This is a genomic window from Sphingomonas sp. DBB INV C78, assembly GCF_042693015.1.
Taxonomy (GTDB): Bacteria; Pseudomonadota; Alphaproteobacteria; order Sphingomonadales; family Sphingomonadaceae; genus Sphingomonas_E.
Genome location: NZ_CP170544.1, coordinates 1246173 through 1269788, shown reverse-complemented (window position 1 = coordinate 1269788; position 23616 = coordinate 1246173). Strand labels below are relative to the sequence as shown.

At 63.7% G+C, this 23616-nt stretch carries 24 protein-coding genes and 1 tRNA gene; 17 read left to right on the top strand and 8 right to left on the bottom strand.

Annotated features, from left to right (window positions below):
• Position 1: 1 nt before the first annotated feature.
• The 10 genes from ACFB49_RS06055 to ACFB49_RS06010 all read left to right on the top strand — a co-directional run bounded on the left by ACFB49_RS06055 (position 2) and on the right by ACFB49_RS06010 (position 9708).
• Complete coding sequence (locus ACFB49_RS06055) at positions 2-514, top strand: Lrp/AsnC family transcriptional regulator (protein WP_380877252.1); 513 nt, start codon at positions 2-4, stop codon at positions 512-514.
• A gap of 116 nt (positions 515-630) precedes the next feature.
• Positions 631-2544: a potassium transporter Kup gene (locus ACFB49_RS06050; RefSeq protein ID WP_380877250.1), complete on the top strand. Its 1914-nt coding sequence runs from the start codon at positions 631-633 to the stop codon at positions 2542-2544.
• A 30-nt stretch (positions 2545-2574) separates the two neighbouring features.
• Entirely contained in the window at positions 2575-3147 is a 573-nt protein-coding gene (locus ACFB49_RS06045; protein WP_380877247.1) for a PRC-barrel domain containing protein, read from the top strand.
• A gap of 176 nt (positions 3148-3323) precedes the next feature.
• On the top strand, positions 3324-3905 hold the full coding sequence (locus ACFB49_RS06040; RefSeq protein ID WP_380877244.1) for a hypothetical protein: 582 nt from the start codon (positions 3324-3326) through the stop codon (positions 3903-3905).
• A gap of 407 nt (positions 3906-4312) precedes the next feature.
• Positions 4313-5338, top strand: coding sequence for an aspartate-semialdehyde dehydrogenase (locus ACFB49_RS06035; RefSeq protein WP_380877242.1), 1026 nt, complete (start codon positions 4313-4315; stop codon positions 5336-5338).
• Between the two features lie 14 nt (positions 5339-5352).
• Positions 5353-5991 carry a DUF2238 domain-containing protein gene (locus ACFB49_RS06030; RefSeq protein WP_380877240.1) on the top strand — a complete coding sequence of 213 codons (639 nt, stop codon included), beginning with the start codon at positions 5353-5355 and terminating at the stop codon, positions 5989-5991.
• A complete protein-coding gene (locus ACFB49_RS06025) occupies positions 5988-6431 on the top strand; it encodes a GFA family protein (RefSeq protein WP_380877237.1) in 444 nt (147 codons plus the stop codon). Before ACFB49_RS06030 ends, ACFB49_RS06025 begins: the two co-directional genes overlap by 4 nt.
• Positions 6432-6478: 47 nt before the next feature.
• Positions 6479-7234, top strand: a complete 756-nt coding sequence (locus ACFB49_RS06020) for an alpha/beta fold hydrolase (RefSeq protein WP_380877234.1) — start codon at positions 6479-6481, stop codon at positions 7232-7234.
• Positions 7235-7298: 64 nt separating this feature from the next.
• Entirely contained in the window at positions 7299-9125 is a 1827-nt protein-coding gene (locus ACFB49_RS06015; protein ID WP_380877232.1) for a M2 family metallopeptidase, read from the top strand.
• A 49-nt stretch (positions 9126-9174) separates the two neighbouring features.
• On the top strand, positions 9175-9708 hold the full coding sequence (locus ACFB49_RS06010; protein WP_380877229.1) for a 2'-5' RNA ligase family protein: 534 nt from the start codon (positions 9175-9177) through the stop codon (positions 9706-9708).
• Here ACFB49_RS06010 and ACFB49_RS06005 read toward each other — a convergent pair.
• Entirely contained in the window at positions 9677-10084 is a 408-nt protein-coding gene (locus ACFB49_RS06005) for a DUF3775 domain-containing protein (RefSeq protein WP_380877226.1), read from the bottom strand. The two genes, ACFB49_RS06010 and ACFB49_RS06005, sit on opposite strands and share 32 nt — an antisense overlap.
• 64 nt (positions 10085-10148) lie before the next feature.
• Positions 10149-11381 (bottom strand): NAD(P)/FAD-dependent oxidoreductase, encoded by a 1233-nt coding sequence (locus tag ACFB49_RS06000; RefSeq protein WP_380877224.1) that lies wholly within the window; start codon positions 11379-11381, stop codon positions 10149-10151.
• 136 nt (positions 11382-11517) lie between these two features.
• Here ACFB49_RS06000 and ACFB49_RS05995 point away from each other — a divergent pair.
• The 3 genes from ACFB49_RS05995 to ACFB49_RS05985 all read left to right on the top strand — a co-directional run bounded on the left by ACFB49_RS05995 (position 11518) and on the right by ACFB49_RS05985 (position 13224).
• Positions 11518-11594: transfer RNA gene (locus ACFB49_RS05995), tRNA-Met, on the top strand.
• A 300-nt stretch (positions 11595-11894) separates the two neighbouring features.
• A complete protein-coding gene (locus tag ACFB49_RS05990) occupies positions 11895-12155 on the top strand; it encodes a hypothetical protein (RefSeq protein ID WP_380877221.1) in 261 nt (86 codons plus the stop codon).
• Positions 12156-12261: 106 nt separating this feature from the next.
• Positions 12262-13224 (top strand): radical SAM/SPASM domain-containing protein, encoded by a 963-nt coding sequence (locus tag ACFB49_RS05985; protein ID WP_380879863.1) that lies wholly within the window; start codon positions 12262-12264, stop codon positions 13222-13224.
• Here ACFB49_RS05985 and ACFB49_RS05980 read toward each other — a convergent pair.
• Both ACFB49_RS05980 and ACFB49_RS05975 read right to left on the bottom strand, forming a co-directional pair.
• The gene (locus tag ACFB49_RS05980; RefSeq protein WP_380879861.1) at positions 13208-14191 is read right to left on the bottom strand and encodes an NAD(P)H-dependent flavin oxidoreductase; all 984 of its coding nucleotides are present in this window, start codon (positions 14189-14191) and stop codon (positions 13208-13210) included. The two genes, ACFB49_RS05985 and ACFB49_RS05980, sit on opposite strands and share 17 nt — an antisense overlap.
• Before the next feature lie 29 nt (positions 14192-14220).
• Entirely contained in the window at positions 14221-15486 is a 1266-nt protein-coding gene (locus tag ACFB49_RS05975; RefSeq protein WP_380877218.1) for an aspartate kinase, read from the bottom strand.
• A gap of 71 nt (positions 15487-15557) precedes the next feature.
• Between ACFB49_RS05975 and ubiG the strand changes: the two genes are divergently transcribed.
• Entirely contained in the window at positions 15558-16286 is a 729-nt protein-coding gene (gene ubiG, locus ACFB49_RS05970; protein WP_380877214.1) for a bifunctional 2-polyprenyl-6-hydroxyphenol methylase/3-demethylubiquinol 3-O-methyltransferase UbiG, read from the top strand.
• 51 nt (positions 16287-16337) lie between these two features.
• Here the strand turns inward: ubiG and ACFB49_RS05965 are convergent, their stop codons facing one another.
• Positions 16338-17525, bottom strand: coding sequence for a TIGR03118 family protein (locus ACFB49_RS05965; protein ID WP_380877211.1), 1188 nt, complete (start codon positions 17523-17525; stop codon positions 16338-16340).
• A 231-nt stretch (positions 17526-17756) separates the two neighbouring features.
• Positions 17757-18428 carry a glutathione S-transferase family protein gene (locus tag ACFB49_RS05960; protein ID WP_380877209.1) on the bottom strand — a complete coding sequence of 224 codons (672 nt, stop codon included), beginning with the start codon at positions 18426-18428 and terminating at the stop codon, positions 17757-17759.
• Between the two features lie 204 nt (positions 18429-18632).
• Here ACFB49_RS05960 and ACFB49_RS05955 point away from each other — a divergent pair, with 204 nt between their 5' ends.
• The 3 genes from ACFB49_RS05955 to ACFB49_RS05945 are packed head-to-tail and all read left to right on the top strand — an operon-like array spanning position 18633 to position 21684.
• Positions 18633-19454: an NAD(P)-dependent oxidoreductase gene (locus ACFB49_RS05955; RefSeq protein WP_380877205.1), complete on the top strand. Its 822-nt coding sequence runs from the start codon at positions 18633-18635 to the stop codon at positions 19452-19454.
• Between the two features lie 5 nt (positions 19455-19459).
• Positions 19460-20917 (top strand): aldehyde dehydrogenase family protein, encoded by a 1458-nt coding sequence (locus ACFB49_RS05950; protein WP_380877203.1) that lies wholly within the window; start codon positions 19460-19462, stop codon positions 20915-20917.
• Positions 20914-21684 carry an SDR family oxidoreductase gene (locus tag ACFB49_RS05945; RefSeq protein ID WP_380877200.1) on the top strand — a complete coding sequence of 257 codons (771 nt, stop codon included), beginning with the start codon at positions 20914-20916 and terminating at the stop codon, positions 21682-21684. Before ACFB49_RS05950 ends, ACFB49_RS05945 begins: the two co-directional genes overlap by 4 nt.
• 4 nt (positions 21685-21688) lie before the next feature.
• On the opposite strand, the gene ACFB49_RS05940 is transcribed toward ACFB49_RS05945, so the two are convergent.
• Together ACFB49_RS05940 and ACFB49_RS05935 are read right to left on the bottom strand one after the other, a co-directional pair.
• A complete protein-coding gene (locus ACFB49_RS05940; RefSeq protein ID WP_380877197.1) occupies positions 21689-22672 on the bottom strand; it encodes an LLM class flavin-dependent oxidoreductase in 984 nt (327 codons plus the stop codon).
• 14 nt (positions 22673-22686) lie between these two features.
• Positions 22687-23613, bottom strand: a complete 927-nt coding sequence (locus tag ACFB49_RS05935) for a helix-turn-helix transcriptional regulator (RefSeq protein ID WP_380877194.1) — start codon at positions 23611-23613, stop codon at positions 22687-22689.
• Positions 23614-23616 lie beyond the last annotated feature (3 nt).

Genomic DNA, 23616 nt, shown 5'->3' with positions numbered 1-23616 from the left:
CATGAAGGCACCCAAAATCGGCGGATTGATGCAAGGAAGCGCGGATGGCCGCGCGGACCGAGTCGATCGGGGCATCATGAAGATGCTGGCGGCCGATGCGCGCACCTCGGTGAGCCGCATCGCCGAGCGGGTCGGGCTGTCGCAATCAGCCTGCACCCGGCGCATCCAGGCGATCGAGGCATCGGGGCGCATCACCGGCTACGGCGTCCGTTTCGGCCTGCGCCGCATGGGTTTCCGCGTCACCGCGCTCGTCGATATCCGCCTCAACACCCAGGCGGAGGAGGATCTGGCGGTGTTCGAACGCGCCGTCGCCAACATCATCGGCGTGGTGGAATGCAATCTGGTATCGGGCGCCAACGACTATCGGTTGAAGATCGTCTGCCGCGACCTTGACGATTATGAACGCATCCACCGGGAACATCTGGGCAAATTGCCCGCTGTGAGCATCATCAACAGCAGTTTCGTGTTAAGATCGATTCCGACGAGGAGCGAAGCGGATGCGTTGCTTGGCTGATCCGGTGGGGGCCGTTGCCCGGATGATTGCCGCGTGCTAGGGCGCCCGCCGATTGCGCACCGCGGGGGCAACGGGGTGGACATCGGTTCCATGGACAGAACAGGGTCCATCCTTCAATGAGCAGCGAAGCCGTTCAGCATCATGCAGGCCATGGGCACGCCCAGTCGGGCCTGCTGAAGCTTTCGCTCGGCGCGATCGGCGTCGTCTTCGGCGATATCGGCACCAGCCCGCTTTACGCCTTCCGCGAAACCTTCGCCGGGCATCATCCACTCACGCCTGACGAACTGCACATTCTCGGTGTGCTCAGCCTCATCTTCTGGTCGATGATGCTGGTGGTGACGATCAAATATGTCTCGATCATCATGCGCGCCGACAACAAGGGGGAGGGCGGCAGCCTCGCGCTCCTCGCGTTGATCAACCGCACCGCGCAGAACAAGCGCTGGACCAAGGGCATCATCCTGCTCGGTGTGTTCGCGACCGCCTTGTTCTTCGGCGATTGCATGATCACGCCGGCGATGTCGGTGCTGTCGGCGGTCGAAGGTCTGACGGTGGTCCAGAGCGGGTTCGAGCCGCTGGTGATGCCGATCTCGGTCGGTATCCTGATCGCGCTTTTCATGATCCAGGCGCATGGCACCGCCCGCGTCGGCATGTTGTTCGGCCCGATCATGGCGGTCTATTTCCTCGCGCTCGCGGTGCTCGGCCTGTTCCATATCGTTGCCGATCCCACGATCCTGCGCGCGCTCAACCCCTGGTATGCCGTCCAGTTCTTCCTGACCGACGGCTTCAAGGCCTTCCTGGCGCTGGGCAGCGTCGTGCTGGCGGTTACGGGCGCCGAGGCGCTCTATGCCGACATGGGCCATTTCGGCCGCAACCCGATCCGCGTTTCGTGGATGGTGTTCGTGCTGCCGGCGCTGATGCTCAACTATCTGGGGCAGGGCGCGATGATCCTGAGCCTCGACGCGGCGACCGCGGCCGAGGCGATCAAGAACCCCTTCTTCCTGCTCGCGCCCGATGAGTTCCGCCTGCCGCTGGTGCTGCTCGCCATGGCCGCCACGGTGATCGCCAGCCAGGCGGTCATCACGGGTGCCTTCTCGGTTACCCAGCAGGCGATCCAGCTCGGCTTCATCCCGCGCCTGCGCATCACCCACACCAGCGCCAGCACGGCGGGCCAGATCTACATCCCGGTCGTCAACTGGACGCTGATGGTGATGGTGATCCTGCTGGTGCTGACCTTCCAGACCTCGTCCAACCTCGCCGCGGCCTATGGCATCGCGGTCACGGGGGCGATGCTGGTCGATACCTGCCTGCTCGCCGTGGTGCTGTTCAGCCTGTGGCACTGGAACAAGCTGTGGGCCGGATTCCTGGTCGCGCTCTTCTTCATTGTCGACATCGCCTATTTCAGCGCGAACCTGACGAAGGTGCCCGATGGCGGCTGGTTCCCGCTGTTCATCGGCTTCGTCGCTTTCACCCTGCTCACCACCTGGGCACGCGGCCGCTTCCTGATGATCGAGCGGATGCGCGAAGCCGCAATGCCAGTGAAGGTGTTCGTAAAGTCAGCGGTAAGCTCCGCCACCCGCGTCCCCGGCACCGCCGTGTTCATGACCTCCACGCCAGAAGGCGTGCCGCACGCGCTGCTCCACAACCTCAAGCACAACAAGGTGCTGCACGAGCGCGTGATCCTGCTGACCGTGAAGATCGAGGACGTTCCCTTCGTCGAAGATGGCGGCCGCGTTAAGCTGGAGGATCTGGAGCAGGGCTTCTTCCGCGTCGTCCTGCGCTTCGGCTTCATGGAGGAGCCGGACGTGCCGACCGCGCTTGCGGCCACCACGGGCTGCGGCCCGCAGTTCAAGATGATGGACACCAGCTTCTTCCTGGCGCGCCAGACATTGCTGCCGTCGTCACGGCCGGGCATGGCGATCTGGCGCGAGAAACTGTTCGCCTGGATGCTCCGCAACGCCGAAAGCGCGATGGAATTCTTCAAGCTGCCCACCAACCGTGTCGTGGAACTCGGCAGCCAGGTGGAGATTTAACCCGCACCGAGCGTGCGGGAGCAGATCAGCATGGAAGATATCGCCGGGTGGGTCGCGCCGATCGCGACGATGATCGCGGCGATGATGACCGCCGCCAATCTCGGCCCCCGCGTCACCGGCTGGGGTTTCGTGGTCTTCTCCGTCGGATCGATCGCCTGGACAGTGGTGGCGTTGGCGACCGATCAGCAGAATTTGCTACTGACCAACCTGTTTCTTGCGCTCGTCAACATCGTCGGCATCTGGCGCTGGCTGGGACGTGAAGCGAGGCTGGAAGACGGCGCGGAAGCCGCGCAGCGGCGAAGCCGGCTTTCGTCACTGCCCGATCTGTTCCCGCTGAATGCGCTGGAAGGCCGGGCGATCGAAGGTCCGGAGGGCGAACGGATTGGCACCGCCGCTGGCGCAATGGCAGAGGCCGATAGCGGACGGATCTCCTATGTGGTCATTCGTACCGGCGGACTGGCAGGCGTTGGGGAGACCTTGCACGCCATGGGATGGGGCAAGCTCATCCCCACCGCGGATGGCTTCAAGACGACACTGACATTGGCGCAGCTGATCGACCTTCCGGCGATCGATCCGGCTGATTGGCCGGCACGGGCCGGCTAGGAATGCGACCGGCCGGCACCCTGCTGTTCCGGCGGGGAGCTCGCGCCGCGCAATGTTAAAGTCAGGTTTCGGAATGACGCCAAAACACGTTAAGTGAACGCATGCGAATCGAAGGTAACTATCGGGAAAAAGGGTATGCGACAGTCAGGGGTTTGATCCCTCCGGAAGTCGCTTCGATGCTCTTCAATCAGATTCAGCTCGACCTGTCTGCGTCGGGAAAATCTTTCGACGCCTTCGCCAAGTCGCATCCCCTGTCACGGCAGCAGACCGTCGACATCTCCGGTCATTTCTATCGGCCGCTGACGACTTTTTTGTGGGGGCTCACGCCGATTGTGAGCGAGCTTACAGGAGCCGACCTGCTGCCCAGCTACGACTATTTCCGTATCTATCAGAAAGGCGATATTTGCCGGGTCCATTCGGACCGCCCGTCCTGTGAGCACAGCATGTCGCTCACGCTCGTTTATGGCGATGGTTTGCCCTGGCCCCTGGAGGTCGGGTCCGTACCGGTGAAGGGTGAAGGGCCATGCTTCGACGGTTTCGGAGACGAGCCCTTTTCCGCGGTCGAAATGCAGCCCGGCGATGCCGTCCTGTATCGCGGGATCGATCTGCGCCACGGTCGAACGCAGCCCAATCCCAATCAGTGGTCCGCACATCTCTTCCTGTTTTGGGTGGAGCGGGGCGGCCCATTCGAGCAACATGCATTCGATGCGCAACGCCTGAGGTCGGAATTGAAGCGTGTCAGCAACCTGGATACCTGAAGGGGCGCGCAGATAGCCGTCATCCAAGTCTTTCCATGTAGGACTTTATCAGTTCTAAACTGACGGATGAAAGCACGCTCCCGTCATTTCCAGGCAACTCCGGCGCGGACCTGTGGCCCAATAGGCGCCTCATTGTCATCTTCGTGCCGCGTCATTGTCGCTTTAATGTCGCTCGGGTGTCGCGTTGCTGTCGCGCCGGTGGCGCGTTGCGGTCGCTTCGACGGTGCTTCGCAGGCGCAAGTCGCGCCAAATGCGCCCGCAACCCTCAACTTCCTCAACTTCGTCGTGCGGACGAGCAGCCAAGCTCCGCTATCGCATCCGATAGGCTGACAGGCTGGACAAACGCGCGCGCTTCCCTAAACCCCGCCGGCCGCATGTGCGGTTGAAGTCCAACTGGAGCGAGTAAAATGGCCTATCGGGTAGTCGTCGTCGGAGCCACCGGGAATGTCGGGCGCGAGATGCTCAACATTCTGGCCGAGCGCGAGTTTCCGATTAAAGAGATTGCCGCGGTGGCATCCTCCCGGTCGACCGGTGACGAGATCGACTTCGGCGAGACGGGCCAGAAACTCAAGGTCAAGAATCTCGAGCATTTCGATTTCGCGGGCTGGGATATGGCCCTGTTCGCTGTCGGATCGACCGCAACCAAGGAATATGCGCCCAAGGCCGCGGCCGCCGGCTGCGTGGTGATCGACAATTCGTCGCTCTACCGCATGGACCCGGACGTGCCTTTGATCGTGCCGGAAGTGAACCCGGACGCGATCGACGGCTACAAGGCGCGCAACATCATCGCCAATCCGAACTGCTCGACCGCGCAGATGGTCGTCGCGCTGAAGCCGCTGCACGATGCCGCGAAGATCAAGCGCGTCGTCGTCTCGACTTACCAGTCGGTGTCCGGCGCCGGCAAGGAAGGCATGGACGAGCTGTTCGAACAGTCGCGCAACATCTTCGTCGGCGATCCGGCCGAACCGAAGAAGTTCACCAAGCAGATCGCCTTCAACGTGATCCCGCACATCGATGTCTTCCTGGATGATGGTTACACCAAGGAAGAATGGAAGATGGTGGTCGAGACCAAGAAGATTCTCGATCCGAAGATCAAAGTGACGGCGACCTGCGTGCGCGTGCCGGTGTTCGTCGGCCACTCCGAATCCATCAATATCGAGATGGAGGAGGAGCTTTCGGCCGAGGACGCGCAGAAGATCCTGCGCGAGGCGCCGGGCGTGATGCTCGTCGATAAGCGCGAGAATGGCGGCTATGTGACGCCGATCGAATGCGTCGGCGATTTCGCCACCTTCGTCAGCCGCGTCCGCGAGGACCCGACCGTCGAAAACGGCCTGGCTTTGTGGTGCGTGTCCGACAATCTGCGCAAGGGCGCCGCGCTCAACGCCGTCCAGATCGCGGAGCTGCTCGGCCGCCGTCACCTCAAGAAGGGCTGAGGAAGCAAACTCAAGTGACCGGTTATCGCGCCGCATGGGCCGCGATGCCGGTCGCCCAGCGCTGGATGATGGCGCTGCTCGGGCTCGCCGTCATCCTCGCCAATATCGCGCAACCCTATCCCTCGGTCGCGCCGATCCACCATATCCCGACGGTGCTGCTGGTCACCGCGGCGCCGTTGCTCCTCCGGCGCTGGCCGCTGTCGAACCGCGCGGTCGCTTTCCTCTTGGCCTTCTGGCTGCTCCACACGCTGGGCGGGCGCTACACTTACTCGAACGTCCCCTATGACGATTGGGCGATAGCGCTGACCGGCAAGTCGATCAGCGACGCGTTCGGCTTCACCCGCAACCATTATGATCGGCTGGTCCATTTCGCCTTCGGTGTCACGGCGACACCCGTGATCGTCGAGACGCTGCGACGTCATGGCTTCTCATTGCGCGCGTCGCTCTACGTCGCCGTCGAATTCACCCTCGCCGTTGGGGCTGCGTACGAGATCTTCGAATGGTGGCTGACGCTTGTGATGGCCGGCACGGATGCTGATCTCTATAACGGCCAGCAGGGTGACATATGGGATGCGCAGAAGGACATGGCACTCGCCATGTTGGGTGCGCTCCTCATGATCCCGATCGAGATCCGGCGCGCGAGGCGAGCATGACGCAGACGATGACCGGCGGCTGCCAGTGCGGCCGCATCCGCTACGAAGCGGAAATCGACAATGACGAAGCCTATCTATGCCATTGCACCTTTTGCCGGCGGGCGACGGGAGGTGCTGCCGCCGCCTTCAAGAACCTGCCGCAAGCCAGGTTGAAATGGTCGCATGAGCCGGAATGGTATCGCTCCTCGCCGATCGGCAAGCGTCCCTTCTGCTCAAGCTGCGGCACCTCGCTGGGTTATGCCTATGTCGATGGCGAGAATATCGACCTCACCATCGGCTCGTTCGATGATCCCGGCTTCTTCCGCCCCACATCGAACTTCGCGGTGGATACCAAGCTGGCCGCGTGGGAGGATACCAGCCACCTGCCGGGATTGCGGGCGGACGAACATCAATCGCTCACGGATCGCTGGATCGCCGCGACGGGCAAGCTTCCCGATTGAAGTTCGCGGGGCTACAGGGCTCCCGAGATCATCAGACCGGGTGACGCATGACGGAAGTGAAGCAAGAGCGATTCCTGGCCGACGACGAGGTGGAACTTGCCTGGCACGAAATGGGCGAGGGTCGGCCGCTGGTCCTGATCCACGGCTATTTCTCCAACGCCTTCACCAACTGGGTCCGCTACGGCCATGCGAAGCTGATCGCCGACGCCGGCTTCCGCGTCATCATGCCCGATCTGCGCGGCCATGGCGAAAGCGGCAAACCCCACGAAACCTCCGCCTATCCGCCGGACGTGCTGGCGGCGGACGGGTTCGCTTTGGTCCGTCACCTCGGCCTCACCGATTATGATCTTGCCGGCTATTCCTTGGGCGGGCGCACCACCACGCGGATGCTGGTGAAGGGCGCGACACCGCGCCGCGCCGTGCTGTGCGGCATGGGGCTGGACGGCATCCTCGATACCGCCGGCCGCGGCACCTATTTCCGCCACGTCCTCACCAATCTCGGCAGTTTCGAGCGCGGATCGAACGAATGGCTGACCGAGGCCTTCCTGAAGACCACCAAGGGCGATCCGGTCGCGTTGCTCCATATCCTGCAGACCTTCGTCGATACCAGCCGCGAGGAACTGGCAGCGATCGGCCGGCCCGTCCTGGTCGTCACCGGCGCCGAGGATGACGATAACGGCTCCGGCGAGGCACTGGCCGATGCGATCCCGGGCGCCCGCTTCCAGTCGATCCCCGGAAACCATATGAGCGCGGTGTTGAAGCCCGAACTCGGCCAGGCGATCCGGGACTTCCTCGCCGCTTGACCGCGGCCGTGATCCGGGTTTCACCTGCACTCAATCAAAAATCAGGATTGAGGGGCTCCATCCGATGAAATCCACGTTCCGCGCGGCCGCTTCCGCTCTCGCGCTCGGCATGGTGGCGCTGTCCGCCGTCGCCATCGCTGCCAAGGATTCTGCGCCCAGCGCCGCGCAGGCCGATCGCTTCGTCGCGGAAGCGGAAAAGGAATTATATGATCTGTCGTTGCCGACCGCGCAGGTCGCCTGGGTCAACGCCACCTACATCACCGACGACACCGATGCGCTGAATACGCTGTTCGGCGCCAAGAATACCGAAGCGTCGGTGCGCCTGGCCAAGGAAGCGGCCAAATATGACAAGGTCGCGGGGTTGAAGCCGGATACCCGCCGCAAGCTCGATATTCTCCGCCAGGGCATCGTCCTACCCGCGCCGTCGACCGCCGGCGCCGCGACTGAACTCAACGCGCTCTCCACCCGGATGAGCTCCACCTACGGCAAAGGCCGCGGCACGTTCGACGGCAAGGAGATCAACGGCTCCGACATCGAGGAGAAGATGGGCACGGTCCGCAACCCGGCCCAGCTTAAGGAGATGTGGGCGAGCTGGCACGACAATGTCGGCAAGCCGATGAAGGGCGATTATGCCCGCATGGTCCAGATCGCCAACCAGGGCGCCAAGGAGCTCGGCTACAAGGATCTGGGCGCGATGTGGCGCTCCAACTATGACATGCCGCCGGAGGAGTTCGCCAAGCTCACCGACAAGCTTTGGCTGCAGGTGAAGCCGCTCTACGACCAGCTTCATTGCTACACGCGAACCAAGCTCAACGAGAAATATGGCGACAAGGTGCAGCCCAAGGCCGGCCCGATCCGCGCCGATCTGCTCGGCAATATGTGGGCGCAGGAATGGGGCAATATCTATGACGTGGTCGCGCCTCCGGGGGCGGGCGACATCGGCTACAGCACCACGGAGCTGTTGAAGGCCAAGGGCTATGATCCATTAAAGATGGTCAGGCAGGGCGAGGGTTTCTTCTCCTCGCTCGGCTTCGCGCCGATGCCGGAGAGCTTCTGGAAGCGTTCGCAGTTCGTGAAGCCCGCGGATCGCGAGGTGATTTGCCATGCGTCCGCCTGGGACGTCGACAATAAGGACGACCTGCGCATCAAGATGTGCATCAAGGTGAATGGCGAGGATTTCACCACCATCCACCACGAGCTTGGCCATAATTATTACCAGCGCGCCTATAACAAGCAGTCCTATCTCTATCTGAACGGTGCCAATGACGGCTTCCACGAAGCGATCGGTGATGCGATCGCGCTGTCGATGACACCCGAATATCTCGTCCAGATCGGCCTGCTAGATCCGGCGCAGGTGCCGTCCGCGGACAAGGACACCGGCCTGCTGCTGCGTCAGGCGATGGACAAGGTGGCGTTCCTGCCGTTCGGTCTGCTGGTCGACAAATGGCGCTGGAGCGTCTTCAACGGCACCATCAAGCCCGATCAGTATAATGATGCATGGACGGCACTCCGCCTGCAATATCAGGGCATCACGCCGCCAGTCGAGCGCGGTGCCGACGCCTTCGATCCGGGCGCCAAATATCATGTCCCGGCGAGCACGCCCTACACCCGTTATTTCCTCGCCCGTATCCTGCAGTTCCAGTTCTACAAGGCCGCGTGCGATCAGGCCGGATGGAAGGGGCCGCTCCACCGCTGCTCCTTCTACGGCAACAAGGAAGTCGGCGCGAAGCTCAACGCGATGCTCGAAATGGGCATGTCCAAGCCGTGGCCCGACGCACTCGAGGCGTTCACCGGCAGCCGCGAGATGGATGGCACCGCGATGATCGCCTATTTCCAGCCGCTGATGACGTGGCTGGAAGAGCAGAACAAGGGCAAGACCTGCGGCTGGTGATCGGCCTTTGAACCGGGAGGGCGGCGGGGCAGGGGCCTCGGCGCCCGCCTTGCCGGCATCGGCCCCGATCATCGTGACGGCCTTGTTCGGGGCTGCCGACGCCGCCTGGCTCGATGGCCTGCGCCGGACCCATTATCCGCCTGAACGGAACCAGGTGCCGGCGCACCTCACCTTGTTCCAGCATCTTGCTCCATCGCTTGTGGAGGAACTGGGACGGCGATTGACGGCGGAGACGCGGGGAGACCAAGCACCGGCCGCCCGGATCGCCGGCATCATCAAATTCCCAGAAGGAACGGCGCTCAGGGTCGAGTCGCCCCAGCTTGAGGCGATCCGCGACCGGTTGGCCGACGCCTTCGCTCCTTACCTCCGCCCGCCGGACGCGGCACCTTGGCGACCGCACGTCACCATCCAGAACCGCGTGGATCGCACGGTCGCAAAGGCGTTGCAGGTGCGGATGGCGGCCGATTTTCGTCCACGGCCCCTAGAGATCATCGGCCTTGCCTCATGGGCCTATCGTGGCGGGCCATGGCAGCCGATCGGCCGCCATTTGTTCAGTCGATCTGGCCGATCCCCTCGCAACTGAGATCGAAGGCGGCGAGACCGGCGTCGAGATAGGCGGCGAGCATCGGCATTTCGAACAGATCCTCGACCGGATTGGCTTCGTCGCCGGCGGCTTCCTCCAGCGCCTCGTCCCACTCGCTCGCCTCATATGTGCCGCGGCCGACCCACGCGAGCGCCAGAACCTCCGCGATCTCGTCCTCGGCCAGGTCCTCGAGGAGGGTGCGGACCTCCTCCTCGACCGCGACATTCGCCTCGTCCTCCAGCACTGCCATCGGATCGTCCGAGTCGGTGGGGTCTTCGCTATCGTCCTCGGTATCGTTCATCGGCACCTGGGCTTCGAGTTCCCGGGCGCGAACGATCAGCCGGCAGACCGTTTCCAGGGGAACCGACAACTCCATGACGACCTCCTTGCGACGCAATGAGCCGGGAACGAGGGGAGAGGCGGGCGGTTCCCCGTGGAAATCAGGCGACGAGCGATTTCAGCGGCACTTCCGTGTCTGCCAACTGGTCGAGCGTCGGAGAGAGGCCGCCGACCACCAGCGCGCGACCCTGGACATAATCCTTGGTCGCGTTGACGCAGTCGAGCGCGATCACCTTGCCCCCCTTCAGATAGACGATCGAGAAGCTTCGCGTCGCGGGGTCGCCGCGCGTCACGATCGCGTCATGGCCGGTCGAAAGACCCACCGTCTGCAGGCGGAGATCATATTGGTTCGACCAGAACCATGGCACGGCGTGATACTGCTCCTCGCCGCCCATGATCGCCTTGGCGACGATGGTCGCCTGATCATTGGCGTTCTGCACCGATTCGAGGCGGATATGGGCGCCGTCGGCGAAATGATTGTCATGCGCGGCGCAGTCGCCGATCGCGAAGATGTCGGGCAGGCTGGTGCGGCACTGGCCATCGACGTCCACGCCGTTGCCGCCCGCGGCGCCCGCCGCCAGCAGCGGCTCGACCGCGGGGATGATGCCGATGCCGACGATGATCATCTCGGCCGGCAGGACGGTGCCGTCCGCCAGCCGCACGCCGGTCGCGCGACCGTCCTTCTCCAGGATGCAGTCGACCGAAACGCCCAGCCGCACGTCGACACCATGGGCGCGATGCTCGGCCTCGTAGAAGCGGGAAAGCGGCTCACCGGCGACACGCGCCAGGACGCGGTCCAGCGCTTCGAGCACCGTCACCTGCTTGCCGAACTTGGCCAGCACCGCCGCCGCCTCCAGCCCGATATAGCCGCCGCCGATCACGACGACGCGGTTGGTCGCTTGGAGTTCGGTCATCATCTGGTCGACGTCGGCGCGGGTGCGCACCGCATGGACGCCTTTCACGCCATGGCCTTCGCAGGCCAGCCGACGCGGCGAGCCGCCCGTCGCCCAGATCAGCTTGCCATAGCCGATGCGCATCCCGTCGGTCAGCGTCACCTCATGCGCAGCCGGATCGACGGCATTGACGCGGCGGCTGAGCAGCAGATCCACATTGCGCTCGCTCCAGAAAGTCGCAGGGCGGATCAGGATGCGCTCGAACGCCTTCTCGCCCGAGAAATAGTCCTTGGAGAGCGGCGGGCGCTCATAAGGCGGCTCGGGTTCGTCGCCGAGCAGGGCGATGCTGCCCTCGAACTTCTGCTGGCGCAGCATCAGTGCTGCCTGGGCGCCGCCATGGCCGGCACCGACAATCAGAACGTCATAATGGTCCACGCTCATCCTCAACCCCGTCCCGTCGATTCTCGGGAAAGCCTGTATCGTGCGATGATGCGCGACGCCAGTTGACCCGTGCCGCGGGCCTGCCTATAGGCCCGCCACGCCCGGCGAACTTCGCTTCACCGGAGGCCCGATCTGGGGCGGAGTAGCTCAGCTGGTTAGAGCAGCGGAATCATAATCCGCGTGTCGGGGGTTCAAGTCCCTCCTCCGCTACCATTTCATTTTAATGACGATTGTATCTGATTATCGATACCTTCGTCCGCTTATTGCAGAACATCGCCTGCATATGATGTCTGCAAGCAAGTATTGGCATCTATTTTTCACGACCTCGTTGCCGAACTCCATTCATCGGATCTGTGCAACGGAATGTCGAATTGGCTTTGGATGTTGATATAACGGGTGCGTGCTAAGATCACGATTTAGAAAATTTTTGTTGCGTGATGCAGCGCGATCGGTGAATGATGCTTGTGCCCGGCGCCGGGGTGGTTTGCGGCGATATTTTCTAGGGAGGAAGATATGCGCTTACCGCGCCTACTAGGATTGCTGGCAGCGACCGCCTTGGTGGCGTCGCCGATCGCCGCTCAGGCTGCACCGAGCAGTGCAGCGAAGCTTTCGCTTGCGTCGGCCACCGGCCGCGCTGGCGCACCGATGCAGAATGTCAGCCGCGGCGAGGGCAATATGACCTGGCTGATCGTTGGCGGCGTCGTTGCCGCTGGCGTTCTGCTCTGGATCATCCTCGATGATGACGGCGGCGATGATGAGCCGGTGAGCAACTAAGAATTCGAGCCCCGGCCTCAACGCCGGGGCTTTTCTTTTGGAACGTCCGTCCATTTCGGTTGAGGCGTTTCATGATTCCACTTGGCGCCTTGGCTAGGGGAAGAGGCTGATCCGCTTCGCCCAGATAGAGCCTACGACGCGCTGCAATTTCACGTGCGGCTTCTGCGTCGGCAGGCACATGCCTCAGCGCGACCTAGCGTGGGATGATTTTCAGGCTTTCCTCCACGCACATCCCGACCTCCGGCATGTCGAATTGCAGGGGGAGGGCGAACCGCTGCTCCATCCCCGCTTCTTCGATATGGTGGCGGCATGTCGCGCGCGGGGCATTCTGGTCAGCCTGATCAGCAATGGCAGCCTGTTGAGCGACGAGATGATCGATCGCCTGCTTGCGGCGGACCTTCGATCGATCCACATCTCTCTTGAAAGCGCTGATCCGGCGCGCTTCCAGCAGATACGCGGCGGCAAGTTCGCCAAGGTCGAGGCCGGGCTGCGGGCTTTGGCGCTACGCCGCGACGAATTGGGTCTCGTTCATCCGAACATCGGCCTTGCTGTCACGGTCCTGCGCGATACGATCGACGATATTCACGCCATCTATCGTTTTTATCACCAACTCGGGCTGGATGGCGGGATCGCCGTCCAGCAATTGCAGGGTATGCCGGCCTATGCCCGCAGCTACGCTCCCACGATGGCTGCGCAGCAGCTTGGCGACGAGATGACACCGCGTTTCAACGCGATGCGCCAAGCGCTCGCTCAGGGCGCACCGGTGCGCACGGCCGAAGGCTTTTTCTACTTCGCTTTGTTCGCCGGCTTCGATCCGGCGCGGCAGACATGCCCCTGGCTAGAGCGGGGGGCGTATCTCGCCAGCGACGGCCGCGTCACGGGCTGCTGCTTCATGAAGGACGAGGCCTCGGCCTTCGGCCATATTCGCGCCGATTCACCCCAAAGCGTCGCGGCACGCCGACACGCACTCATCGCCGAGATGGAAGCTGGAAAGGTGCCCGCGGACTGTGCCGGCTGTCCCACCGGCCACGCTGTCGCGCGAGCACGGAGCCTCAGCCCCGCGCGGTAAGAGCCGCTTCAGCCTCCCCGGCCAGCGCCGCGATGATCTCCGTGACGGGCTCTTCCTTAGTCACCATGCCCACCGACTGCCCGGCCATCACCGAACCATTCTCGACATCGCCGTCGATTACGGCGCGGCGAAGGGCGCCCGCCCAATAATGTTCGATCTGCAGTTGTGCCTCGGCCATCTCGACCCGGCCCTCGTCGAGCGCCTGAGCGACTTCGCGCTGTTTGGCCGTGAACAATTCGGTCGATGAATTTTTGAGCGCGCGGACGGGGATTACGGGCAAGCGGGGGTCGATCTGCACGCTTGCAGTGGCATCGCGTGCCGATGCGCGGATGAATGCCTTCTTGAAGTTGGCATGCGCGATCGATTCGTTGGCGCAGACGAAACGGGTGCCGAGTTGGACACCGGCCGCACCCATTTCCAGATAGGCGGCGATCGCCTCGCCCCGGCCGATGCCGCCGGCAACGAACACCGGCACCTGTTCTGCCACGCTGGGCAGGATTTCCTGCGCCAGCACCGAGGTCGAAACCGGGCCGATATGGCCGCCCGCTTCCATGCCCTCGATCACCAGGGCGTCGACGCCGGAGCGGATCAACTTTTTCGCCAGCGAGAGCGCGGGCGCGAAGCAGACGACCTTGGCGCCGCCGGCCTTGATCTTCTCGATCGCGCCACCCGGCGGCAAGCCGCCGGCGAGCACGACATGGCCCACCTGATGCTTGCCGCAAACCTCGATCAGTTCCTGAAGATCAGGGTGCATGGTAATGAGATTAACGCCGAAAGGCTTCTTCGCGAGCGTCTTGGTGCCGGCTATCTCTGCGTCGAGCAGCGCTGGGGTCATCGCCCCGCACGCGATCACGCCGAACCCGCCCGCGTTGGAGATCGCCGCGACAAGGTGGCGTTCCGACACCCACGACATGGCACCCGCCATAATCGCATATTCGGTGCCCAGGAACGCAGCCCCGCGGGCCATCAGCGCGTTCAGGCGCGGCGTGGAAAGGCTCACGCGTCGGCTTCCTCTTCGGCGTCGAGCCCATAGGCCGTGTGCAGCACGCGCACGGCAAGCTCGGTATAATCATCCTCGATCAGCACGCTGACCTTGATCTCCGACGTGGTGATAGCCTGGATGTTGATGCCGCGATCGGCGAGCGCCTTGAACATCGTCGCCGCGACGCCGGCATGGCTGCGCATGCCCACGCCGACGACGGAGACCTTGCAGACGTTGGTTGCGTGCAGCACGCGCTCGAACCCGATCACCGGCTTCTGCTTTTCCAGCACGTCCAGCGCGCGGGTCAGTTCGGCCTTGGGCACCGTGAAGGTGACGTCGGTCGATCCCGTTTCGTGCGCGACGTTCTGCACGATCATGTCGACGTTGATGCTGGCGTCCGCCAGCGGCGTGAAGATGGTGGCGACTGCGCCGGGGCGGTCGGGCACGGCGACCAGGGTCACCTTCGCCTCATTCTTGTCGTGGGCGATGCCCGTGATGAGCTGACGTTCCATGCTTCCCTCTTCGATCTCGTCATCGCCGACGATCAGCGTCCCGCGATGCCCCTCAGTGTCGTGGCTGTCGTCGAAGGACGAGAGCACGCGCACGCGCACCTTCTCCTTCATCGCCAGGCCCACGGAACGCGTCTGCAGCACCTTGGCGCCGACGCTCGCCAGTTCCAGCATCTCCTCATAGGTGACGCGGCTGAGCTTGCGGGCGCGGGGCACGATGCGTGGGTCGGTGGTGTAGACACCGTCGACGTCGGTATAGATGTCGCAGCGGTCAGCTTTCATCGCCGCCGCCACTGCCACCGCCGAAGTGTCCGAACCGCCGCGGCCGAGTGTCGTCACCCGGTCGCCATCGGCCATACCCTGGAAACCGGGGATGACGGCGACTTCGCCGGTGGCGAGCGCCGCGTTGAGGCGTTCGGTGTCGATGTCGGCGATGCGGGCCGATGCGTGTGCGTCGGACGTGCGGATCGGCAACTGCCAGCCCAGCCAGCTGCGCGCATTTACGCCCATCGACTGGAGGACGATGGCGAGCAGGCCGCTCGTCACCTGTTCGCCGGACGCGACCACCACGTCATATTCGCGGGGATCGTAGAGCGGCGAGGCTTCGCGGCAGAAATTGACGAGGCGATCGGTCTCCCCCGCCATGGCCGAAACCACGACGGCAACCTGATTGCCGGCGTCCACCTCATGCTTCACGCGATTGGCGACATTGCGGATACGTTCGATGCCGGCCATCGACGTGCCACCGAACTTCATGACGATACGGGCCATGGGCAGGATTTCTAGCTCTATCAGGAACCGGCTTGGCGCGCGGTGTGGCGGCCTGATAGGGAGGTGAGGTGATGAACGCAAGCACACCCGACACGATCGACCCGGCCGAGGCGGCCCATTTCGGCGCAATGGCGGCCGATTGGTGGAACCCCAAGGGCTCCTCCGCGATGCTGCACAAGCTCAATCCAGTACGGTTGCGCTATATTCGCGATGCCGTGGACGCGCATTGGCCCGGTGATCCCACAAGCTTCAAGCCGCTGGCGGGAAGGCGTGTTCTGGATGTGGGATGCGGCGCTGGCCTGTTGACCGAACCGCTCGCTCGGCTGGGCGCGGCCGTGACCGCGATCGACGCCGCGCCGGAGAATATCGCCGTCGCGCGGAGCCACGCCGAAGGGCAGGGCCTCGCGATCGATTATCGTGTCGGCGGCGTCGAAACGCTGGCAGGCGAGAGCTTCGATCTCGTCATTTCGCTGGAAGTGGTCGAGCATGTCGCTGATCCGGCTGCCTTCATCGCCGGCCTCGCTGCCGCGCTGGCGCCGAGCGGGTTGATGATCCTTTCCACCCCCAACCGCACGCCGATGTCGCGCCTCGCCCTCATCACCGTCGGCGAGAGCGTCGGCGGCATCCCCAAGGGCACGCACGACTGGCACAAGTTCCTGACGCCGGACGAACTGAAGGCCTTGGTCCAAGGCGCCGGCCTGACGGTCTCGGATATTACCGGCCTGTCCTTCACCCCGCTCCAGGGCTTTCACCTGACCGACAACACCGCGATGGATTATCTGCTGGCCGCGCAAAAATAGGACGGAAGCGGCGCCGATGCATCATCGGCGACGCTTCCATGTTGGTGTGTGTCAGGCGAACTGGACCCTGATCGTGTGGCGCCGTCGCATCGATATGCCGATGGCCCCCATACCGACCAGCATCAGCGCCCAAGTGGCCGGCTCGGGTACCGGTGTTGCATTATCGAACCGGCCGAACAAACCATGCTCCTCATCGCCAATTCCCGCGGTGAAGAAGATGGATTTGGCAGCGTTGCTGCTCGATCCCGGTGCCAGCGCCCACAAATATGGAATGGTGATGGCGTTGCCGTCTGTTCCGAGCAGCGGACCCAGCGAGGACCCGTCCGTCAGGCTGAAAGCGTTGATCTGGCCGAACTCCTCGTTGAAATTGCCGACCAGCAGCGCGCCGGCCAGATCGCCGAAGCTGTCAGGCGCCACCGCCAATCCCCATGGCGACGCGAGCGGACCACCGTCGGTGAGCCTTCTCACGAATGTGCCGTCAAGGTTGAACTCGCTTACAAAACCGCTGCCGAGCTCCGCCTCGTCGCTTTCGGGGCCGGCGATTGCGTAGGTTACGAACAGCCGGTCGCCGATATTGGCAACATTGAAAGGCACCAACCCTTCCGGATTGTCTCCTGGATCGACGAAATTTCCCGCCAGCGTCGTCGGAACGAAGTTGCTGTCGAACACGTCGATCTGTCCGGTCGCGCCGTTGGCGGCATAAAGATGGCCGCTGCCGCCGATCGATCCGAGCGCAAGGCCGGTATAGATTGCGCTGCGTGCATTGGACGCGGCTGGCACCATAACTGTTGCCGCGGTCCCGCTGGATGGGTTCCAGCCCGCTATCGAACCGTCGAGATTGGCGAACAGGAACCGGGCGCTGCCGCCGGTTGGCAGGTCAAATCCACTGCCGCCGTTGAAGACCTGGCCGGTAGGTCCGGTAGGTCCCGTGGCGCTGCCGGGGATGGATACCACCAGCGAAAGCGGCTGACCCGTAGGCTGGTAGAGCGTAGATGTCGCGTCTCCTTGATTTGAAACCCAGAATGGGCCGTTTGGCGCCGCGGCCATGCCCCAGGGATTGATGAGGTGCGGATCGACGAAGCTCGCTGCGGTGAAACCCAGTCCGGTCAGAACCGACTGGTCATCAGTGGCGAGATTGATCTGCGTGAATTGCGCTGCCGATGCCGGCCCGATGGAAAGGCAAAGGGCCGTGCCAAGCGACAGCGCCACCAGCATATGCTGGCGTGACGCCTTGTTCATGGTGATCTCCTGCTACTTGCGGATGGGGCTGGGGTGGGTGTGGTTGCCGCCCCGAGATCAATCGCGCGCACGTCAGCCGCCGCGCGCAAAACCAAATATACGCGCGAAGGTTCCCTTGGCGGCGGGCGGGCAAAACGCCCTTTTTGGCCAAGTTATTGGGGCGGCTCGATTGCCGATTTCGGCTTTGCGCCAGCCCGTTGTTGGTGCGTGATCGACCGTGCTGTCAGGTGATCAGAAGTCGACCTTGTCATAATGCTCGGGCGGACTGACGATCTCCATCCGCTCGGACAAAAGCGGCCGGAAACTCGGCCGTGATTTCAGCGCCGCATACCATTCCTTGGTACGGTCATGTCCGCGCCAGTCGATGCCGCCCAGATAATCGGCGACCGACAGATGCGCCGCGGCGGTGAGGTCCGCCAGGCTCAGCACCGGGCCGCCGATCCAGCGGCGGTGGTCGAGCAGGTAATCGACATAATCGAGATGGCTGTTCGCCGCCTTCATCGCCTCGCGCAGTGCCTTGGCGTCTGGCGTCATGCGGTGGACGATGCGCTTCAGCATCCGCTCGTGCATCAGCGGTGCGACGACTTCGGAATACATGCGCTCATCGAACCAGGCGACCAGCCGGCGGATTTCCGCACGGTTGGCGGCGGTGCCGGGCAGCATCGAAGCCTTGTCGATGGTTTCCTCGAAATATTCGCAGATCGTCGACGAATCGATCAGGATCAGCCCCGCGGCGGAATCGGCCATCACCGGCGTCTGGCCGGCGGGATTCATGTCGACGAATTCGTCGCGCTGCATCCACGGCGATTCGCGGACAAGCTCGTAGCCGACCGCCTTCTCACCCAGGAGAAGCCGGACTTTGCGGGAGAAGGGGCAGAGGGGGAACTGGTACAATTGCCACATGATCGGCCCTTGTTACGGACGCGATGGCGCGGGCGGAAGATGCCAGTTGGCAATTAGAGTAAATAATTCGTCCATCTTCGGGTTTGGGGCCAAATCGTCACATCTGGCCATTTGTTCGATGCCCCTCATTCTCGGATTTCCCTGCCTTCGTTACTGTTTGCCGCGATGAAGGGCGAAATGCCCCCGGGGACGAGAGGAGCGGGCATGACGACGCGGGTGGGCTATATCGGCCTCGGGAATATCGGCTTGCCGATGGCCGAGTGGCTGCTCGCCCCCGGCCTCGATCTCACCGTCTATGACGTGGCGGATGCGGCCGTTGCGCCGTTCCGCGGCAGAGCTGGAATCGCCCCGTCGTTGGCCGATGTCGGCCGCGCGGCTGACCTGATTGGCGTCTGCGTGCGCGACGATGCCGATGTCCAGGAAGTGGTGACGGCGCTGCTCGAAACCATGACATCCGGGCTGATCGCCATTCACAGCACGGTGCGCCCGGCGACGATCGTCGAACTGGCCAAGGTCGCGGCTGACAAGGGCGTGGCCGTGATCGACGCGGCCGTCACCGGCGGGGCGGAAGGCGCGCGCAGCGGCCGGCTGACGGCCATGGTCGGCGGCGAGGCTGCGGCGATCGATCAGGCGCGACCGCTGTTGTCGGCCTATTGCTCCAACATCGTCCATGCCGGGCCGGTGGGGCAGGGCATGACGCTCAAGATCGTCAACAACCTCGTCACCTACATCGAACTGCTGGGTGCGGTGGAGGCATATCGGCTCGCGGCCGCGGCGGGGCTCGATCCGGCCAAGCTCAGCGAGGTGATGACCGACAATGGCAATCTAACGCCCGCAATGCGCGCTTATGTCGGCTTTCGCGGGACGATGAACTCCGATGTCTTTGCCGCGAGCCAGGCAGCATTGTCGACGCTGGCCGAAAAGGATCTGTCGCTGGCCGCTGCACTCGCGGCCGAGAGCGAAGTTTCCGCACCTTTGGGCGAGGCAACCGCCCGCCTGTTCCGCGAATCCGTAACGAGGATCTGAACCCGATGGCCCTATTCCCGACCTCGCAGCTTTATGTGGATGGCGTGCTTCGTGATGCCGAAGCCGGGCGGACCTATGACAATATCGGCCCCGCGACAGCGGCCAAGGTGGGGGAGGCGGCGGATGCCTCGGCCGCGGACATGGATCATGCGATCGCTGCCGCACGCCGCGCCTTCGATGAAAGCGACTGGTCAGCCAATCACGATAAACGACTGCAATTAATTGATAAATTTCGAGTTGCGCTGTTGGAATTGGCGGACGATCACCGCGCCCGCATCTCCGCCGAAACCGGCGCCACCATCGGCGTCACCCGCGGACCCGGTCTAAACCTGCCTATAAACTTCATGGAATGGACCATCGATCTCGCCCGCCGCTACGAATGGCAGCGCGACATCGGCGTCACCTCGACGATGGGCACGCCGACGCGGCGGCTGGTGCTGAAGGAAGCGGCCGGCGTGGTCGGTGCGATCACGCCCTGGAACATGCCCGTCCAGATCAACCTGGCGAAAGTCACGGCCGCGCTGGCCGCAGGCTGCACAATCGTCCTGAAGGCCGCGCCCGACACGCCCTGGGCCGCGACGCTGCTGGGCGAGGCCGCAGCGAAGGCAGGGTTGCCGGCGGGTGTCATCAACATCATCACCGGCGCCGACAAGGCCGGCCTTGGCGAGCAGCTCGTCGCCGATCCCCGCGTCGACATCATCTCCTTCACCGGATCGACCGCCACCGGCCGTCGCATCATGGAAGCCGCTTCCAAGACGTTGAAGCGGGTGTTCCTGGAGCTTGGCGGCAAGTCGGCCAATATCGTTCTCGACGACGCGATATTCCCCGACGCGCTCTATTCGTCACTCGCCGTCTGCTACCATGCCGGCCAGGGCTGCTCGCTCCCCACGCGCATCCTGCTGCCGCGCTCGCGCTATGAGGAGGCTGTCGCGACGATCGCCGCCATGTATGACGCGATGCCGTTCGGCGATCCCAATGCCGAGGACCAGATCCTTGGACCCGTGGCGTCGAAGGCGCAGTTCGATCGCGTGCTCGGCTATATCAAGCTTGGCAAAGAGGAGGGCGCTCGCGTCGTGGCGGGTGGCGCCGCGGCGGGCATCAATGGCGGTTATTATATCAAGCCCACCGTCTTCGTCGACGTCCGCAACGACATGCGGATTGCGCAGGAGGAGATATTCGGCCCCGTCCTCGTCGCAATCCCCTATGAGGACGATGAGGATGCCGTGCGGATCGCCAACGACTCGATCTATGGCCTGGGCGGCGCAGTCCAGTCGGCCGATCCGGCGCGGGCGCTCGCCGTGGCGAAGCGCATCCGTACCGGCACCGTGAACGTCAACGCCGCCAATATCTTCGCGGCAGATTCGCCCTTCGGCGGCTACAAGCAGAGCGGCATCGGCCGCGAGATGGGTGTCGAGGGCTTCGAGGAATATCTGCAGACCAAGACGATCGGGGTCGAGGCATGAGCGCGGCGGGCAAGGTCATCATCGTCACCGGCGCCGCCCGCAACATGGGCTTTCACACCGCGCTTGCCTTGGCGCGGCGCGGCGCGAAGGTCGCGATCTGGGGGCGGAGTGCCGATGCGCTGGCGGAGGCTGCGCAGGCCATCGGTAGGGAGGTTCTGCCGCTGGCGGTGGACATCACCGACGCCACAGCGATTGGTGCCGGCATGGCGCAGGTGGCGGAGCATTTCGGCGGCATCGACGGCATCGTCAACAATGCCGGGGTCGCCTATCCCAACCTCGTCGAAAATCTCGATATCGAGCAGTTGAACGAGCAGACCCGGATCAACTTCCTCGCCCCGATCATGACCTGCCGGGCGATCATCCCCTATCTGCGGGCGCGGGGCGGCGGGCGGATCGTCAACGTCTCCTCTGCGACGGTGCATCGCGAAGGCGCATTCAGCTTTCTCTCGATATACGGCGCGACCAAGGCCGGGCTCGAGCGCTTCACCGATGAACTCCGGCATGAGGTGCAGAAGGACGATATCGCCGTCACCACCTTCATCCCCGGCGATACCGGCACCGGTTTCGGCCAGGGCTGGGACGAAGCGGTCGTGGGTGCGGCTTATGCCGACTGGCTTGAACGCGGCCCGTATTGGAATGGCATGATGCAGGTGGAGGCGGTGGCCGAGCAGATCGCCCACTGCTTCGACCTGCCCGACAAGGCCGCGTTCGAATTCGTGATGATGCGTCCCGTCGGCCGCGAACCGAAGATTCTCGAAGGCGGCTGACCGCCTAGAGCTTGTTCAGCACCTCGTTCACAAACAGCGTCATGCTTTCCCACCCGCGTTCCGGCGCTATCCCGCCGGCCAGCGGGTGCAGGATCGGCCGATAGGGCCGGTCGAGCGCACGGGCGCGGGCAAGGCATTCTTCGGGCGTCAATATCTCGTAGGTGCCGGCGCTCCGCAGCGCCTCGATCGATCCGCTGCCGGCGTCATAGACCCGCTGCACGCCGGCCTTGGTCCAGCGCGCATATTGATCGACTTCCTTCAGGAAATAGGGGCCGAGCTCCGCCCACGCTTTGTCCGGGTCGCGATCCACGAACAGCATCGCCATGTCGGTGAATGTCTCGACGCGGGCGATTTTCCCCAGCTTCTCGCATTCGGCGACGTAGATCGCCTCGATTTCCGGCATCGGCTGGCCGGGAAGGAAAGGCAGCCCCCAGCGCGCCGCCCGCTTCGCCGCCGCAGGGCTCATACCGCCATAATAAAGCGGCGGATGCGGGCTGGTATAGGGCGGCGGCGATACGTGGATGGTCCGGCCTTCATGGTCGAAGGGCTCGCCGCTCCACGCCTTCAGCAACGTATCGATCAGCTTGTCGGTATCGGGCCCGCGCGTTTCGAAGTTGCGGCCCATCACATGATATTCGCTGGGCCGATAGCCCTGGCCCAGCACCATCAGGAAACGGCCCTTGCTCACCAGATCGAGCATAGCGATGTCTTCGGCCAACCGCATGGCATCATAAAGCGGGGCGAGCACCGCCGATCCGCGGATGATGATCTGCTCGGTCCGCGCCGCGATCATCCCGGCCAGAAGGAGGGGGGACGGCAGCCAGCCAATCTCCGCGTCGTGATGCTCCTCGACATTGACGACGGCAAAGCCGGCCTTGTCGGCATATTCCGTCATCGCGATCGCCGCGCGATAGCGATCCGCCTCGGCCGCGCGCGTATCGGCGCGGCCGCTCATGTTCAGCCGCAGGACCGGCTCGATCGTCGCCATTCAGGCCGCCGCGTTCAGGCGGCCATCCTGGTGACGCTTGCGCACTCTTCCGGCGCGCCCGGCCGCATCCGCTTGCGGAACGACTTGGGCGTTTCGCCGCAGGCGCGACGGAAGGCGACCGAGAAGCTGCTGGAACAGGTGAAGCCCAGCTTGAACGCGATGTCCTTGATCAGCAGATCAGTGTCGGCGAGCATGTTGGAGGCGCGATTGAAGCGCACCTGCTCGACATAGTCATAGATCGTCTGGCCGGTGGTCTGCTTGAACGCGCGGCTGAGATGCCGGCGGCTCAAACCCGTGAGCTTGGCGAGATCGCTGAGCGACGGCGTGCCGTTCTGCGTTTCGACATATTCGATGATCTGGCGGTGCGTGCGCCGTGCCAGGCCGCCGCGCTGGATCGTCGAACGCGGCTGCAGATCGTTCACATAGCGCGCGATTTCGACCATCAGCGACGTGCCGAGCGCTTCGGCCAGCACGCGCGAGGCGAAACCCGGCGCTTCGGCTTCATTGGCGAGCCGCGCCAGCGTGTCGGTGATCCGCGGGCTCTTCACGTCGAGGCAGCCGACCATCTCGTTGGGGTGGACCAGTTCGTCGAGTCCCGTGATGCGGGCATAGGCATCCTGGCTGAAGATGCAGCGCACTGCCTGAGTCGGGCCGCCTTCGGCACGAACCTGCAGCGGCACATTGGCGGGGATGACGAGCACCCGGCCGATATCCTCGAACCGCTTTTCGGCGCCTTCCATTAGGTAGCGACCGGACGAGAAGGATTGCTTGCGCTGACGCTGCATCGCGATCGTGTGATGCGGTTCGACATGAGCGAATTCCGCCGGCGATGGGTGAATCATGCTCACGATCTGGATCGTGCAATTGGGGGCGGAAATTGCCGCCTCCACATGGGCCGGGGACGATTGGATGTCCCCTTGCTGGGTTTCGATCAAATGCATGGC